Origin of the sequence: Methylobacterium sp. C1 (assembly GCF_001854385.1) — a bacterium.
In the GTDB taxonomy this organism is placed as follows: Bacteria; Pseudomonadota; Alphaproteobacteria; order Rhizobiales; family Beijerinckiaceae; genus Methylobacterium; species Methylobacterium radiotolerans.
In genome coordinates this window covers 2,389,792-2,404,136 of record NZ_CP017640.1, presented here as the reverse complement: position 1 = coordinate 2,404,136, position 14,345 = coordinate 2,389,792, and the positions used below count along the sequence as shown (strand labels likewise).

8 protein-coding genes are annotated in these 14,345 nt (G+C 74.2%); 5 read left to right on the top strand and 3 right to left on the bottom strand.

Annotated features, from left to right (window positions below; genetic code table 11):
• Nucleotides 1–84: 84 nt before the first annotated feature.
• Nucleotides 85–7,026 (bottom strand): hypothetical protein, encoded by a 6,942-nt coding sequence (locus tag BKE41_RS11065; RefSeq protein WP_245295944.1) that lies wholly within the window; start codon nucleotides 7,024–7,026, stop codon nucleotides 85–87.
• Between the two features lie 288 nt (nucleotides 7,027–7,314).
• Here BKE41_RS11065 and BKE41_RS11060 point away from each other — a divergent pair, with 288 nt between their 5' ends.
• Nucleotides 7,315–7,635, top strand: a complete 321-nt coding sequence (locus tag BKE41_RS11060) for an Hpt domain-containing protein (protein ID WP_012318926.1) — start codon at nucleotides 7,315–7,317, stop codon at nucleotides 7,633–7,635.
• 134 nt (nucleotides 7,636–7,769) lie between these two features.
• Nucleotides 7,770–8,090, top strand: a complete 321-nt coding sequence (locus BKE41_RS11055; RefSeq protein ID WP_012318925.1) for a 2Fe-2S iron-sulfur cluster-binding protein — start codon at nucleotides 7,770–7,772, stop codon at nucleotides 8,088–8,090.
• Nucleotides 8,091–8,256: 166 nt separating this feature from the next.
• Here BKE41_RS11055 and BKE41_RS11050 read toward each other — a convergent pair whose 3' ends face one another.
• Nucleotides 8,257–9,432: a VWA domain-containing protein gene (locus tag BKE41_RS11050; RefSeq protein ID WP_012318924.1), complete on the bottom strand. Its 1,176-nt coding sequence runs from the start codon at nucleotides 9,430–9,432 to the stop codon at nucleotides 8,257–8,259.
• A gap of 335 nt (nucleotides 9,433–9,767) precedes the next feature.
• Between BKE41_RS11050 and BKE41_RS11045 the strand changes: the two genes are divergently transcribed.
• Nucleotides 9,768–10,175 carry a hypothetical protein gene (locus BKE41_RS11045; protein ID WP_012318923.1) on the top strand — a complete coding sequence of 136 codons (408 nt, stop codon included), beginning with the start codon at nucleotides 9,768–9,770 and terminating at the stop codon, nucleotides 10,173–10,175.
• A gap of 59 nt (nucleotides 10,176–10,234) precedes the next feature.
• Here BKE41_RS11045 and BKE41_RS11040 read toward each other — a convergent pair whose 3' ends face one another.
• On the bottom strand, nucleotides 10,235–12,124 hold the full coding sequence (locus BKE41_RS11040; protein WP_012318922.1) for a cation:proton antiporter: 1,890 nt from the start codon (nucleotides 12,122–12,124) through the stop codon (nucleotides 10,235–10,237).
• 309 nt (nucleotides 12,125–12,433) lie between these two features.
• Between BKE41_RS11040 and BKE41_RS11035 the strand changes: the two genes are divergently transcribed.
• Both BKE41_RS11035 and BKE41_RS11030 read left to right on the top strand, forming a co-directional pair.
• Nucleotides 12,434–13,693 carry a hypothetical protein gene (locus BKE41_RS11035; RefSeq protein ID WP_012318921.1) on the top strand — a complete coding sequence of 420 codons (1,260 nt, stop codon included), beginning with the start codon at nucleotides 12,434–12,436 and terminating at the stop codon, nucleotides 13,691–13,693.
• Nucleotides 13,690–14,331: a hypothetical protein gene (locus BKE41_RS11030; RefSeq protein WP_012318920.1), complete on the top strand. Its 642-nt coding sequence runs from the start codon at nucleotides 13,690–13,692 to the stop codon at nucleotides 14,329–14,331. The genes BKE41_RS11035 and BKE41_RS11030 overlap by 4 nt, the downstream gene beginning before the upstream one ends.
• The last annotated feature ends 14 nt before the right edge of the window (nucleotides 14,332–14,345 follow it).

Sequence of the window (14,345 nt, the reverse complement as noted above, 5' to 3'; positions counted from 1 at the left end):
GGCGGCGGGCCGGCGCCGCGGGCGCCGGGGCGGCGGCCGGCGGCGTCGGTCGCCGCTCCTCGTCGTCGTCCAGCGAGGCGCGGGTCAGCAGGTCCGACAGCCAGCCGCGCTTGTCGCCGGCCTGCGCCGGGCGGGCGGCGCGGCCGGGCGCGCCTCGATCTTGCCGCGGCGGCGCGGGCGTCGGCGCGGGGCCGGCAGGGCCGGAGCCGCGGGGCCGCCGTCGGCATCGACGGTGCGGGCGGGCGCGGGGGCCGCGGCGGTCGGCGCCGCCGCGACGGCCCGGCCGCCACCCTCCGCGACCCGGCGCTGGGCCTGCGGCTGGGCGACGTCGACCGAGCGGCCGGAGCGGGAGACCAGGGACGACAACTCGTTGAGGGCCTTGATCTGGTCCGCCACCACCCGGCGCATCTCGCCGGTGGCGTCCTGCGTCTCGCGCGGCAGCTCGAGGACGCCCTTGGCGAGCTCGGCGCGGGTCGCGTCGAGTTCGCCGCGGATCGAGCCCGCCATCTCGCGCAGGGCCGAGAAGGAGTCGCCGAAGCTGGCCTGGGCCTCCTGGAAGCCGCTGCGCATCTCGCGGGCCGCCTCCTCGATGACCTGCCGGACGCCCTGGGCGGCCTTCTCGCCCTCGGCGCTGGCGCTGTCCTTCAGGTCGGCGAAGGCGCTCGTCACCGAGGCCCCGGCCCCCTGGGCCGACTGGGCCAGGGACTCGCCGACGCTGCGGGCGCGCTCCTCGGCGGCGCGCAGCGTCTGCTCGATGGTCTGCGCCAGGGCGGTGCCGTTCTGCTCCAGGGCCGCGGCCCGGACCTCGAACGCGGCCAGCGCCTCGGTCAGCTTGGTCTCGCGGCCCGACAGGGCCGAGTCGAGCCGCTCCTCGATGGCCGCCAGGGAGGCCGCGGCCCGGTCGAGGGCCGCGACGTGCGCGGCGGTCTGCTCCCCGAGCGAGCGGCCGCGGCCGTCGAGGGTCTCGGCGAGGCGCGAGGCCTCGCTGAGCGCCCCGTCGGCGGCGCCGCGCAGGGCCTCGACCTGGGCCGAGACGCCGGCGCTGGCGCGGCCGGTCTCGGCGGCGATGCGCTCCAGCGCCCCCTGGACCTGCTCGATCCGGCCGGCGAGACCCTGCTCGATCGCGCCGAGATTGGTGTCGGCGCCGGCCACGAGGTCGGTCAGCGCCGTGTTGGCGGCCTCGATCCGCTGGAGCAGCGCGCCGAGCTCGCGGCCCATCCGGTCGTTGGTCTCGAACAGCTCGGAGAGGGTGCGGCCGGCGCCGTCCTCGACGGCGGCGCGCAGCAGCTCGGCCGAGGCCCGCGACTGCACGGCCAGCTCCTCGGTCCGCTCCCGCAGGCTCTCGGCCAGGGGCACGCCGGTCTCGGCGAGCGTCCGCTCGATCGCCTCGGCGCGGTCCGACAGGGCCCGCGACAGGTCCATCATCGGCCCGTCGATGGCGCCGCGCAGGCGCTCGACATGGCCTTCCAGGCTGTCGCCGACGGCGCGGCCGCTGCCCTCGACGCTCGCGAGCAGCGCGCCGCCGCGCTCCTCGATGGCGCGCACGAGGGTCTCGGCGCTCTCGGCGAGACGGCGGGACAGGGCCTCGCCGCGGGCATCCACCAGGGCGCCGAGCGCCGTGGCGCGGCGCTCGAACCCCGCCCCGAGGGCCTCGGTGCGGGCGTCGATCAGGCCGGCGAGCGCGGCCTCGCGGCGGCTGAGCGTCTCGGCCAGCGCCGCGTTGTGGGCGTCGACCTGCTCGGCATGGGCGCGGGCCCGCTCGTCGAGGGCGGCGACCAGGGCCGCCGTGCGCTCGTCCATGAGGCCCGCGAAGGCCTCGTGGCGGTCGTCGAAGGCGGTGGCCAGGGTGTCGGCCCGCTGCGCCACCAGGGTCGCGAACAGCCGCATGCGGCTGTCGATGCGCTGCGTGAACGCGTCGGCGCGGGCGTCGACGCCGCGGGCCAGGGCCTCGCTCTGCGCCTCGACGGCCTGCGCCAGGGCCGCGGTGCGGCCCTCGACCACGCCGTCCAGGGCGCGCAGCCGGGCGTCGAAGGTCTCCACGAGGGTGCCGGTGCGGCCCTCGACGGCGCCGTCCAGGGCGCGCAGGCGGGCGTCGAAGGTCTCCACCAGGGCGCCGGTCCGGTCCTCGACGGCGCCGTCCAGGGCGCGCAGGCGGGCGTCGAAGACCTCCACCAGGGCGCCGGTGCGGCCCTCGGCGGCCGCCACCAGGGCCTGGCCGCGGTCCTCCAGCAGGCCCTCGATCGCGGCGCGCGCCTGCTCGAAGGTCGCCCGCAGGGTCTCGACGCGCGCGTCGACCCGCTCGGACACGTCGCGGCCGGTGCCCTCGACCAGCGCGCCGAGGCGGTTCTGCACCCGGTCGAACAGGGTCTGCAGCTCGCCCGTCCGCTCCTTGAGGGTCTCGGCGAGGCGGGTCTCGCGCTCCTCGAGCAGGCCGGCAATGGCCGGGTTCACCCCCTCGATGGTCGCCTGGAGCGCCTGGGTGCGGTGCTCGATGGTGCCGGCGATCTGGCGGCCGCGGCTGTCCACGAGCCGGTCGATCTCGCCCTGCGCCCGCTCGAACAGGCCCTGGAGGTCGGACAGACGGGTGTCCAGCAGGTCCGCCATCTGGGCGGGCGCCGCGTCGAGGGTCGTGCGCAGGCCCTCGGTCCGGGCCGCGATCGCGTCGGCGACTTCCTGGCCGCGCCCGTCCACGAGGTCGCGCAGGCCGGCCTGGGCCTCCTCGAACAGGGTCTGCAGGCGCTGCGTGCGGGCGTCGAGGGTGGCGGCGAGCTGGCGCTCGCGGGTCTCCACCAGCGCCGAGACGGCGGCGGGCGCCTCCTCCAGCACCGCGCGGAGGGACTGGATGCGGGCGTCGACCGCGGCGGCGAAGCGGCCGCCGCCGCCCTCGACCACGCCGTCGAGGGCCGACTGGGCCTCCTCGAACAGGGTGCGCAGGGCCTGGGCCCGGGCGGTGAGGGTGTCGGCGAGGCGGTTGCCGCGGCCGTCGACCAGGCTCTCCAGGTGGCCCAGCCGCTCGTCGAACAGGCTGCCGAGCTGCCGGGTGCGGTCGTCCAGGGCGCCGGTGGCGGAGCCGAACGCGCCCTCCAGGGCGGCGACCATCGCCTGCCCGCGGCCGTCCAGCGCCTCGTGGATCGGCCCCATCCGGCCGTCCAACGTGGCGGCCAGGGTGCCGGCGTGGTCGTCCAGCATGACGCGGATCTGGTTGGTCCGGTCGTCCAGCAGGGTGTGGACCGAGCGCACGCCCTCGTCGAGGAGGCCGCTGATGTCGGCGGTGCGGCTCGACAGGGTGTGGCCCAGGCGGCCCTCGCCGGCATCGAGCATCCGCTCGGCGTCCGCGATGGTCTGCTGGAGCTTGGCGAGCACGCTCTCGCCGCGCTGGTCGATGAGCTCGGCCAGCGAGCTGCCGCCGCGGTCGAGCAGGCGGGCCAGCTCGGTGATCCGGCCGCCGATCGCCCCGAACACGGCGCGGCCCTTCTCGTCGAGCTCGCCCGACATGGCGGCGATGCGCTCGTCGATGAGGCGGCCGAGCAGGTCGGCGCGCTCCGCGAAGGCCGCGTGCACGGCCTCGGTGCGGGCGGCGAGCGCCGCGTCGGCGCTCTCGGTGCGCTCGTCCACCAGCCGGATCATCGAATCCGCGCGGTTCGCCAGCGCGGCCTCCAGGCCGCGGGTGGCCTCCTCGATGGTGCCGGTGAGGGCGCGGACGCGCTCGGCCATCGCGCCGTCGAGGCCGCCGGTCCGGTCGGTGATCATCGCCACGAGGTCGCGGGTCCGGCCGGCGAGCTCCTCGTCGACAGCGCGGGTGCGCGCCTCGATCAGGCGGATCGCCTCGAAGGCCTGCACGCCGAAGCTCTCGTCCACGAGGCGGGCGCGCTGGTCCAGGGTCTCGGCGATCGCCTGCAGGCGGCCGATGACGCCGGTGTCGAAATGGCCGGCGCTCTCCTCGATCCGCCGGGCGATCTCGCCGGTGTGGCGGGCGATGTCCTGGCCGAGCCCGGAAGTGCGGCCCTCCAGCATCTCCATCAGGCCGCGATGGCCCTCGGCCATGATCCGGTCCATCTCGTCGGTCCGGGCGCGCAGCGCCTCGTCCACGGCGTTCGCGCGGCTGCCGAGATGGTCGTCGATCTGGCCGACCAGCGCTGCCACGGCGGCCGCGATGGCGGCGGCCCGCTCGGCGGAGCGCGTCTCCAGGCCGCCGAGATGGGTCTCGATCAGGCTGCCGGCCTCGCGGGCCCGGGTGGCGATCGTCTCGGCCACGGCCTCGCCCTTGCCGGTGAGGAGCCGGTCCATCTCCTCCAGCCGCGCGCCGACGGTCTCGCCCAGCGCGGCGGTGTCGCGGTTGATCCGGTCGGCCAGGATGTCGCCGCGCGCGATGGTCTCCTGCAGGGCGGCGAGGCGGTTGCCCAGCGTCTCGTCGATCGCCCGGACCCGGCCGTCGGCGGTCTCGGCGAAGCTCGCGCCGGTCTGGCTGAGGGTGTCGGCGATGCGGGCGCCCTGGCTCGCCACGGCGAGGACGATGTCGCGGCCGGTGCCGCTGATCCGGGCCTGGGTCTCGTCGGCGTGGCTGGCGAGCAGCTCGGCGACGCCGCGGCCGTGCTCGCCGAAGGCCGCTTCCATCTCGCCGATCCGGGCGGCGAGGTCGGCCGAGATCGCGCGGGCGGCCTCGGCGAGGCTGCCGGTGGCGTCGCCGGTCCGGGCGGCGAGCTCGCGGTTGAGGTCGTCGAGGGCGGCGCGGACCGCCGCGACGGCTTCCGTCCCGCGCGCGCCGAGCTCGGTGCCGGCGCGGTCGGCGGCGTCGCGGAACCGGGCGGTGAGGATCGCGGTCTCGGCCTCGACGGCGCCCGTGACCTCGCCCGAGGCGGTCCGCAGGGTGTCCAGCGCCTCGGCGAGCCGGGCGGCGGCGTCGCGCGTCTGCGTCTCGGCGGCCTGGCTCGCCTGATCGGCGGCGGCCCGCAGCGCGGCGGCCGCCTCCTCGGTGCGCGCCGACAGGGCGGCGGCGGAATCCGCGACCCGGCGCTCGAACACCCGCACGGCCTCGAGGGTGCGGGACTCGACCGCGCCGGTGGCGTCCTCGGCGGTGCCGCGCAGGGCGCTGGTGGCCGCGTCGGCGCCGCGCTGGAGCGCCGCGACCGCCTCGGCGGTGCGGCCGTCGATCTCGCCCGACAGGCCCTCGACCGTGCCCCGCAGCGACTGGACCGCCGAGGCGGCCCCGGTCTCGAAGCCCTGGCCCAGGGCCGCGAAGGCGGCCTCCAGGTTCGCCGCGACCGTCTCGGTCCGGTGCGCGATGCTGCCGCCGGCCCGCTCGGCCGCCGCCGCCACCCGGTGCTCCAGGTCGGCGGCCCGGACCGTCACGGTCTCGTCGAGGCGCGCCGCGATGCCGTCCATCCGCTCGGCGAGGGCGCCGCCGCGCTCCGACAGGGCCTCGGCGATCCGCTCGGCGGTGCCGACGAGGTCGTCGCGCACGGCGCCCGCGCGGGCCGCCAGGGTCTCGCCGGCGCCGCTCGCGGCGAGCGCCAGGGCGGCCTGGGCGTCGCGCCCGCGGCCCTCGATCGTCTCGGCGACCGACAGGCCGGCGCTCTCGATCTCGGCGCGCAGCGCGAGGCCGCGGCCGGCGATGTCCTGGGTCAGGGCCGAACCGGTCTCGGCGAAGCGGGCGGTGATCTCGGCGCCCATCGCGCCGAAGCGCTCGGTCAGCTCCGAGCCGCGCGACAGGAAGGCGGATTCGAGCCCCGTCACCGAGCGCTCGAAGGTCTCGCGCACCGTGCCGGCCTGCCGCTCCAGCGCGTCGCTCACGCGGCTGCCGGTCTCCTCCAGGGTCCGGGTGAGGGCGCCGGCATTCTCCGACAGGCGCTCGGCCAGGGCGGTGCCGGCGGCCTGGAAGGCGCCGGTCGCGGTCCCGGCGCGGTCCTCGAAGCTGCGGGTCAGGGTCTCGCCGACCTCCTGGAAGCTGCCGCGCACCTCGTGGCTGGTGGCCGCCAGCGTGTCGATCAGGTCGCTGCCGCGGGCGGTCATCAGGTTGACCACCCGGTCGCCGGCCTCGCCCAGGGAGGCGGTGATCGCGGCGCCGCGGGTCTCCAGCGCGCCGGTCACGCGCTCGCCCGCGCCGGTCACCGCGGAGACGATCCGGTCGGAGGCGCCCTCCAGGTCCTGGCTCAGGCTCTGGTGCGACCCGGTGATGGCGCTGCGCACCCGCTCGGCGTTGGTGACGATCGCCTCGCGCTGGGCCACCAGCTCGTCCACGAGGGAGCGGATGCGGATCTCGTTGTCGGAATAGGCCCGCTCCAGGGTGGCGATCTCGCCCCGGACCAGGGTCTCCAGCTCGCCGGCCCGGGCGAGCGCCCGCTCGACGCCGTCGCCCACCGCCGCCACCTCGCGGCGCACGGTCTGCGACATGGTCAGGACCGCGTCGGTGGAGAAGCTCTCGGGCTCGGCCAGACGGACCGCGACCTCGCCGACCGCGCGGGCGACGAGGCGCATCTCCTGGGCGCGCACCGCCAGCATGGCGGCGATCACGAACAGCACAACCGGGCCGAACAGGGCCGCGGCGCCGACGCTCGCCTGGAGGGCGGAGAGGCCCGACACGACCGCGCGCAGGTCGCCGTCGGACTTCGCCCACGCGATCAGCACCAGGGCGCCGATCCAGACGGCGCCGGCGGCGAGGGCGAGCAGGTAGGGCTTGGGCGAGGAGCGCACCCGCAGGGTCTGCTGCAGGATGCCGATGTTGCGCCGGTCGTCGTTGGCCACGAGCGAGCGGTCGGGGGGCAGGAGGCCGCCCTCGCGGCGGGGGCGGTCCAGGCCCGGCGGCGGCAGGTCGGAGGCGAGCGGCGGGTCGAGGTCGAGGCGCGGCGGCATGGTCCGGCCGGCGTCGAGGCCGCCGTCGCGCAGCGGGTCGGCGTCACCGACATCGGGCAGGCGCGGCTCGGCGCGGCCGTCGGTGCCGTTCGGCGTCAGGGCGTCGAGGTTCAGCGCCTGCTCGATCGCAGAGAGCGCGGCCTCGGCCGGGTCCTTCAGCTTCTTCTCGGTCGCCATTCAACGCCTCGTTACACGGGTTCACCGGCGCCTGGGGAGGCTTGAGCCGGAGACGCAACGCCCCGTTTACCATTACAAGACTAAACTCGGGCAGCGACTGCCGATACCCGAGCCCTCGACCGGCCCCAGAAAACGTTAACCGAATGGTTACCGGGCCCGTCGCTCACCGCCTCCACCATCCTGCCGCAGGGGAGGGGTCCGGCGCGATCCCCACCCGGCGAATCAGGGGGTGAATTGTGTGGATCAGATCCGCAATCCCCGACGAATCCGGATGCCGGGAGCCCGAGCATGCAGGCCATCGACCCCGCGGAACTCGAGGCGCAGACCGGCGGCGACGCCGAGCTGGCCCGTGAGGTTCTGGAGCTGTTCGCCGGCCAGTGCCGGTCGATCCTGCCGCGCCTCGCGGACCCGGCCCTGCCGCGGGAGCAGCGCGCCGACCTCGCCCACACCCTGAAGGGCTCGGCCGCGGGCGTCGGGGCGGTTCACGTGCGCGCCCTGGCGGACGCCGCGGAGACGCGCCTGCGCGCCGGCGCCGGGGCCGTGCCGGTCGACGACCTCGCGGCCGCGGTCGCGCGGGCGCTGGCGGAGATCGCGGAGGCGCGCGCCTGACGGTGTCGCCGCGATGCGGCGATCGATCCGGGATTGGTGTCTAATGCCGCGCTTGCATTCCGCGTTTCCAGCCGCCAAGCAGGCACGCCGCCCGTCGGACAGAGTGCGCTCGACGCGAGCCCGGAGCCCCCAGCATGCCCAAGATCACCTACGTCGACCACGCCGGGACGGAACGGACCGTCGAAGGCAGCGTCGGCGCGACCGTGATGGAGACGGCTATGCGCAACAACGTCCCGGGCATCGACGCGGAGTGCGGCGGCGCCTGCGCCTGCGCCACCTGCCACGTCTACGTGGCCGACGCCTGGATCGACACGGTCGGCAAGGCGCAGGACATGGAGCAGGACATGCTGGATTTCGCCAGCGACGTCCGCGAGAATTCCCGCCTGTCCTGCCAGATCAAGATCACGCCGGCGCTGGACGGCCTCGTGGTGACGACTCCGCCCCAGCAGGGCTGACACGGCCGCCGTTCGGGTCTCGTCGATCCCCCGGTCATCGCGCGCAGCGAAGCGACCCCGGGCCGGCGCGACCGCATGCGCGTGGGATCGCCGGGTCGCTTCGCTCCGCGCGCCGAGACGGCACGGCGTCCGGCCGCATCGCGCTCGAAGGCCGCGACCCCGCCTGTCACCGCACCAGCGCCCGCGCCGCCGCGTCGAGCCCCTCCAGGGTGAGGGGGAACATCCGGCCGGCGACCAGCCGCTGCACCATCCCGATCGACTGGGTGTAGCCCCAGTGCGTCTCGGGCACCGGGTTGAGCCACGCCGCCTTCGGGAAATGGTCGAGGAGCCGCTGCATCCAGACGGCGCCGGACTCCTCGTTCCAGTGCTCCACCGAGCCGCCGGGCGTGGCGATCTCGTAGGGGCTCATCGAGGCGTCGCCGACGAAGACCAGCCGGTAGTCGCTGCCGTAGGTGCGGATCACGTCGAGGAGCGGCGTCCGCGCCTCGTGCCGCCGCCGGTTCTCGGTCCAGACCGCCTCGTAGGGGCAGTTGTGGAAGTAGTAGTGGGCGAGGTGCTTGAACTCCGAGCGCGCCGCCGAGAACAGCGCCTCCGCCTGCTCGATGTGCCAGTCCATCGAGCCGCCGACGTCCAGGAACAGCAGCACCTTCACGGCGTTGCGCCGCTCCGGCCGCAGCTTCACGTCGATGTAGCCCTGGCGGGCGCTCGCGCGGATCGTGCCGTCGAGGTCGAGCTCCTCGGCCGCCCCGGTCCGGGCGAAGCGGCGCAGGCGCCGCAGCGCGAGGCGCATGTTGCGCGCGCCGATCTCCCGGTCGTCGTCGAGGTCCTTGAACTCGCGCTTGTCCCAGACCTTCACCGCCCGGAAGTTGCGGTTGCCGTCCTGGCCGATGCGGATGCCCTCGGGATTGTAGCCGTAGGCGCCGAAGGGCGAGGTCCCGCCGGTGCCGATCCACTTCGAGCCGCCCTGGTGGCGCCCCTTCTGCTCGGCGAGGCGCTGCTTCAGGGTCTCGAACAGCTTGTCCCAGCCGAGCGCCTTCAGCTCCGCCTTCTCGGCCTCGGTCAGGTACTTCTCGGCGAGCTTCCTCAGCCATTCCTCGGGAATGGCTGAGGGCTCCACCGCCTCGCCGAGGGTCTCCAGCCCCTTGAACACCGTGCCGAACACCCGGTCGAACCGGTCGAGATGCGCCTCGTCCTTCACCAGCGCCGCGCGCGACAGGAAGTAGAACGCCTCGACGTCGTGCTCCGCGAGGCCCCGGTCCAGGGCGCCGAGCAGGGTCAGGTATTCCTTCAGGGAGACGGGGACCTTGGCGTCCCGGAGGGCCGTGAAGAACTGCAGCAGCATCCCGGGAGAACGCGCCAGCCGGGCGCCCGGGTCAAGCCCGCGCGAATCGGTCGGCGCCCCGCCGGGCGGGGCAGGACTTTCCCGGAAGACTTCCGAGTCTTCGACGATGGTCGACAAGATTCCGCCCGGTCGGCATCGCTGATTCCGGGACCCGAGCGAGTCTCTCCAGCCCGTTGGGACTCATAACCTGGGTATAAGTCGTCGAATCTGTTGATATGTGGCCGGACGGGCCTCGCCCGGTCACTCAATCGGTCATGGGAATCGCTCAACTCGGGACATCGAGTGTGTGCGGACGCGGCGACGCGGCCCACACGGAGCTGGCGAGGAGACCTGCGATGGCGGTCGTCCTGCGGAATCTGACGGAATTCAAGCGGTTTCTCGGGAAGCCGGGGGCGACGATTCAGCTGGTGCGCAACACCTTCATGGACCGCCAGCCGGAGGCGACCCGGGACGCCTATCGCGACAAGGGCATGTACGCCCCGCGGGCGGTGCAGGCCCTGTCGCGCAAGGCCGCGGTCTTCACCCTGCGGGGCTATCCCGGGACGGTCTGGCTCTACTGGGACAAGGGCGCCCGCGGCTGGCGCTTCTCCGGCGACACCGTGACGGTGCCCCTGGTCACCGGCCTCGGGCCGGCGGACGAGCTGGTCTACCGCTGCAGCTTCGCCGACGGGTTCGAGCCGGCGCCCCGCAGCCGCGTGGCGCGGCGAGCCAAGCACGAGGACGCGCACCCGGTCCTGATCTGAGGAGGCCCGCGGCCCGGGCCTCACGGTCCGCGCCGCGCGGCCGCCTCGCGCCCGCCGCCTCAGGCCTCCTGGCCGGCCGCCTCCTGGTGTCCGACTTCCTGGCGCCCGACTTCCTGGCGTCCGACCTCCTGGCGCTCGGGCTCCCGCTTGACCGGGGCCTTGCCCAGCGCCTTCCCGACGGTCCGCCGGGCCCGGAAGATCGGCTTCGACTCGCTCTCGCGCTTCTTCAGCAGGGCGCGATACTCGTCCCGCCGCTCGTGGATCGACGCGATCACCAGCCCCATCGGCACGCCGACATCGACCAGCACGGCCTCCGACAGCTGCAGCGACGCCTCGATCGTCTCCGGCACCGCGTCGTCGACGCCGAGCTCGTAGAGCGAGGAGGCGTGGCGGGCGTCGCGGGCCCGGGCCACGATGGTCAGGTCCGGCCGCTCGGCGCGGGCCGCCGCCACCGCCGCCTCGACGGCGCGGGGATTGTCGAGGGTGACGACCAGCGCCCGGGCCGTGGCGATGTCGCAGCGGCGCAGCATCTCGGTGTTGCCGCTGTCGCCGAAATAGACCGGCGCGCCGGCGCGGCGCTGCTCGGCGACCCGGGCGGCGTCGGAATCGAGGGCGAGGTACGGGATCTTGTGCCGCTCCAGCATCTCGCCGACCTGCCGGCCGACGCGGCCGAAGCCGGCCACGATCACCCGGTTCTCCACGCGCTGCGGCCACGGCTCGGCCTTGGCGGTGGCCTGGGCGCCGGCCGTCGCCCGCAGCTTGAGCCGGCGGCCGACGGCGGCGAGCGCCGGGATCATGATCATCGTGACCGTGGTCACCACGAGGGCCGCCGCGCCGACCTCCTCCGGCACCAGGCCTGTCGCCATGGCGCCGCCGATCAGCACGTAGGCGAACTCGCCGCCCGGACCGAGCAGGAGCGCCGTCTCCAGCGCCACCGGCCGGGGGATCTTCAGGACGGGGGCCGCCATCATCACCACGGCGGCCTTGATCAGGACCAGCGCCAGCGACAGGCCGATGATCGCGCCCGGCGTCGCCATGAGCTGCGCCGGATCGAGGTTCATCCCCACCGAGACGAAGAACACGCCGAGCAGCAGGCCCTTGAACGGGTCGATCGTCGCCTCGATGGCCCGGCGGTACTCGGTCTCGGCCAGCAGCAGGCCGGCCACGAAGGCGCCGAGCGTCATCGACAGGCCGCTCGCCGCCGCGGTCAGCGCCGTGCCGACGATGACCAGCAGGCAGGCGGCCATGAACAGCTCGGTGGAGCGCGTGCGCGCCACGAGCTGGAACAGCGGGCGCAGGGCGAGGCGGCCCGCCACCACGATCAGCACCAGCGCGATCGCCGCCTGGCCGAGCGCCATGGCGAGCGCCCAGCCCTTGTCGCCGCCGTCGTCGCGGCCGAGCACCGCGATCGCGAACAGGACCGGCGCCACCGCCAGGTCCTGGAACAGCAGGACCGCGAAGCTGGTGCGGCCCGTGGGCGCGTTCAGCCGCTTCTGCTCGGCGAGGACCGGCAGCACCACGGCGGTCGACGACAGGGCGAGGCCGATGCCCACGATCACCGCGCCGGTGAGCGGCACGTTGAGCCCGTAGAGGATCGCCCCGAGGATCAGCGCGGAGCAGCCCACCTGCAGGGAGCCGAGGCCGAAGACCAGCCGGCGCAGCACCCGCAGGCGCTCCCAGGACAGCTCGATCCCGATCATGAACATCAGGAAGATCACGCCGAACTCGGCGAGGTGCGAGATCTCGGCCCGGTTGCCGATGGTGAAGAGGTGCACGGAGGGATAGGTGTCGGCCAGCCGACCGAGGCCGAAGGGGCCGAGCAGGGCGCCGGCGCCGATGAAGCCGAGCACCGGCGAGATCCGCAGGCGGTGGAACAGCGGCACCACGATGCCCGCCGTGACGAGAAACAGGATCGCTTCCTTGTAGGAGCCGGCGTGGACCTCTGGCATCGGCGGCGGATCGAACCTCGTCTCTCGGGGCAGGGGGATGCCGATCACGGCTGCGCGATCATGGGTCGCCCCCGCCCTCGGGGCAACCGGATTCGGGTCGCGACCGGCCCCGCGGATGTGCGTTCCGACACAAGCCGGATACAGACGCGGGTGAGACATTTCGGTCACCGGCGCGCGGGATGCGGACGGCATCCAGAGGCGGCGCGCGCGGAGGGCGTGCAACCCGGCTCAAAATCGGCACAATGCGCGCATACACGCCTGAGTTAACCGGGGGTTAAGCTCGGCCGGGCCCCGCCCGGAACTGGACCGATGGATGCGACGAGGCCGATGATCTCCATCAAATCGATATTTGCCGGTCCGACAGCGCCTCCCAGCCGCGACATCGAGCGCGAGAAGCGCGAGTGGAAGCTCGAGTCGGACCGCTGGCGCCACCAGCGCCACGTCGAGAAGGGCTACCGCATCAAGTGGGGCTACGTGGCGATCGCGTACCTCGTCGAGTTCATGGTGATCGGCGCCTCGCTCTGGGGCGCGTGGCTGTTCGCGGGCGTCTACAGCGACGGCGACTGGCACGCCTTCTACTTCATGCTGCTGGCGCCGCTGGTCTACGCCGCGGTCGAGCTGTGCCGCGTGCCGCTCGGCATCCTGGCCCGCACCCAGCGCTCCTACTTCGTGCGCGGCCTCGCCGTGCTGGGCATCATCTTCGCGGCGGGCGTGACCACCAAGTCGGTGTCGCAGCTCGGCGAGATGATGTTCCATCCCCGCCTGATGGAGGCGGCCCGGACCAAGACCGCCCTGAAGGACGCCCAGGCCGACCGCGCCACGATCGGCGACCGGATCAAGGCGGCGGACGAGCGCGTGGCGCAGTACACGGCCGAGCTCGACCAGATCGAGAAGCGCTCCGCCGACAACGCCCAGCAGCTCGCCGGCCTGCCGGCCCAGCGCTGCGAGCGCGTGTTCGGCACCAACAGCAAGGGCCGCAAGTACCAGAACCTGAAATGCGTGGCCGATCCCCGCGTCGCCGCCCTGTCGCAGGGCGTCGCCAAGGCGTCCGCCGACCGCGCCGGGATGATCAAGGACCTGGAGGAGGCCCGCAAGGCGCGCGCCGCCCTCGATCCGGGCGCCGCCGACCGGCGCGTGGCCGATGCCGAGCAGGGCTACCGCAACGCGGTCAACCGCTCGCAGCTCCACTCCTTCACCGCCATGGTCTACGGCGTCGACCCGATCGACGTGACCGAGAGCCAGGTCCACGCCTTCCTGCGGATCTTCGTGTTCCTGCCCGCGGTCTGCGCGGCCTTCGCGTCGACGATCCTGGCGCTGTGCGCGGTCTCGACCCGCCGGACCTTCATGGACGAGGACGATCTCGGCGCCGCCGTGAACCCGGAGGCGGCCCCCTACATGCTCGACGCGATCGCCGACGCCCTGCGCTCGCATCCCGAGCCGATCCTGCCGCGGGCCGCCAACGCGTCGGGCGCGGTGATCCCGATGAACCGGCCGGCCCAGGGCCAGCAGGCGCTGCCGAACCAGACCCATCCGGGCCCGACCCTCCCTGCCGCTGGAGCCGGCGCATGAACTACGTCGCCAGCGGGACCCCCGAGAACATCGCCCTCGCCCAGCAGGTGAATTCCCGCCTGCGGGCGGATTCGAGCTACGTCGCCGCCCGGGCCTTCCTGTTCCGGGCGCTGGGCTTCGGCGCCTTCGCGTGCCTCGCCGGCATCGGCGTCGGCGCGGCGGCCTACGGCTGGGCGACCCTCAACCAGTTCGACACCGCGGCCGAGAAGATCGCCGCCGCCATGCAGGCCGCGCTCTCGGACGTGACCCTGAAGACCAAGGGCGAGGTCACGCTCACCGACAACGTGCTGAAGCTCGAGGGCCTGCCCAAGGCCTCCGCGACGCCGACGCCGACCAAGGCCCAGCTCGGCAGCGACGCCGCCCCGGCCTCCAAGGCGGCGGTGAACACGACCTTCACGGTGTTCAAGCAGGTGCCCTACCTCGACGGGCAGATCGTGACCGGCTGGAACTTCAAGGACAGCGCCGAGCAGCCCTACCAGCAGTACTGCTACTTCTCCCGCCGCTCCAACGAGGCGAAGGGCCAGGTCGAGATCAAGATCGACCTCGCCATGGACGGCAAGACCCTGCCGCAGCCGCAGAAGTCGGACGTCAACCTGGAGATCCTGGCCCGGAACTGCGTCTGGCACGAGAAGGGCTGAGATCGCTCGCGGCG

Coding starts and splice junctions, on each gene's coding strand:
- BKE41_RS11040 (WP_012318922.1), bottom strand. CDS start 12,124: ATGCCAGAGGTCCACGCCGGCTCCTACAAGGAAGCGATCCTGTTTCTC.
- BKE41_RS11065 (WP_245295944.1), bottom strand. CDS start 7,026: ATGGCGACCGAGAAGAAGCTGAAGGACCCGGCCGAGGCCGCGCTCTCT.
- BKE41_RS11060 (WP_012318926.1), top strand. CDS start 7,315: ATGCAGGCCATCGACCCCGCGGAACTCGAGGCGCAGACCGGCGGCGAC.
- BKE41_RS11035 (WP_012318921.1), top strand. CDS start 12,434: ATGGATGCGACGAGGCCGATGATCTCCATCAAATCGATATTTGCCGGT.
- BKE41_RS11030 (WP_012318920.1), top strand. CDS start 13,690: ATGAACTACGTCGCCAGCGGGACCCCCGAGAACATCGCCCTCGCCCAG.
- BKE41_RS11050 (WP_012318924.1), bottom strand. CDS start 9,432: ATGCTGCTGCAGTTCTTCACGGCCCTCCGGGACGCCAAGGTCCCCGTC.
- BKE41_RS11045 (WP_012318923.1), top strand. CDS start 9,768: ATGGCGGTCGTCCTGCGGAATCTGACGGAATTCAAGCGGTTTCTCGGG.
- BKE41_RS11055 (WP_012318925.1), top strand. CDS start 7,770: ATGCCCAAGATCACCTACGTCGACCACGCCGGGACGGAACGGACCGTC.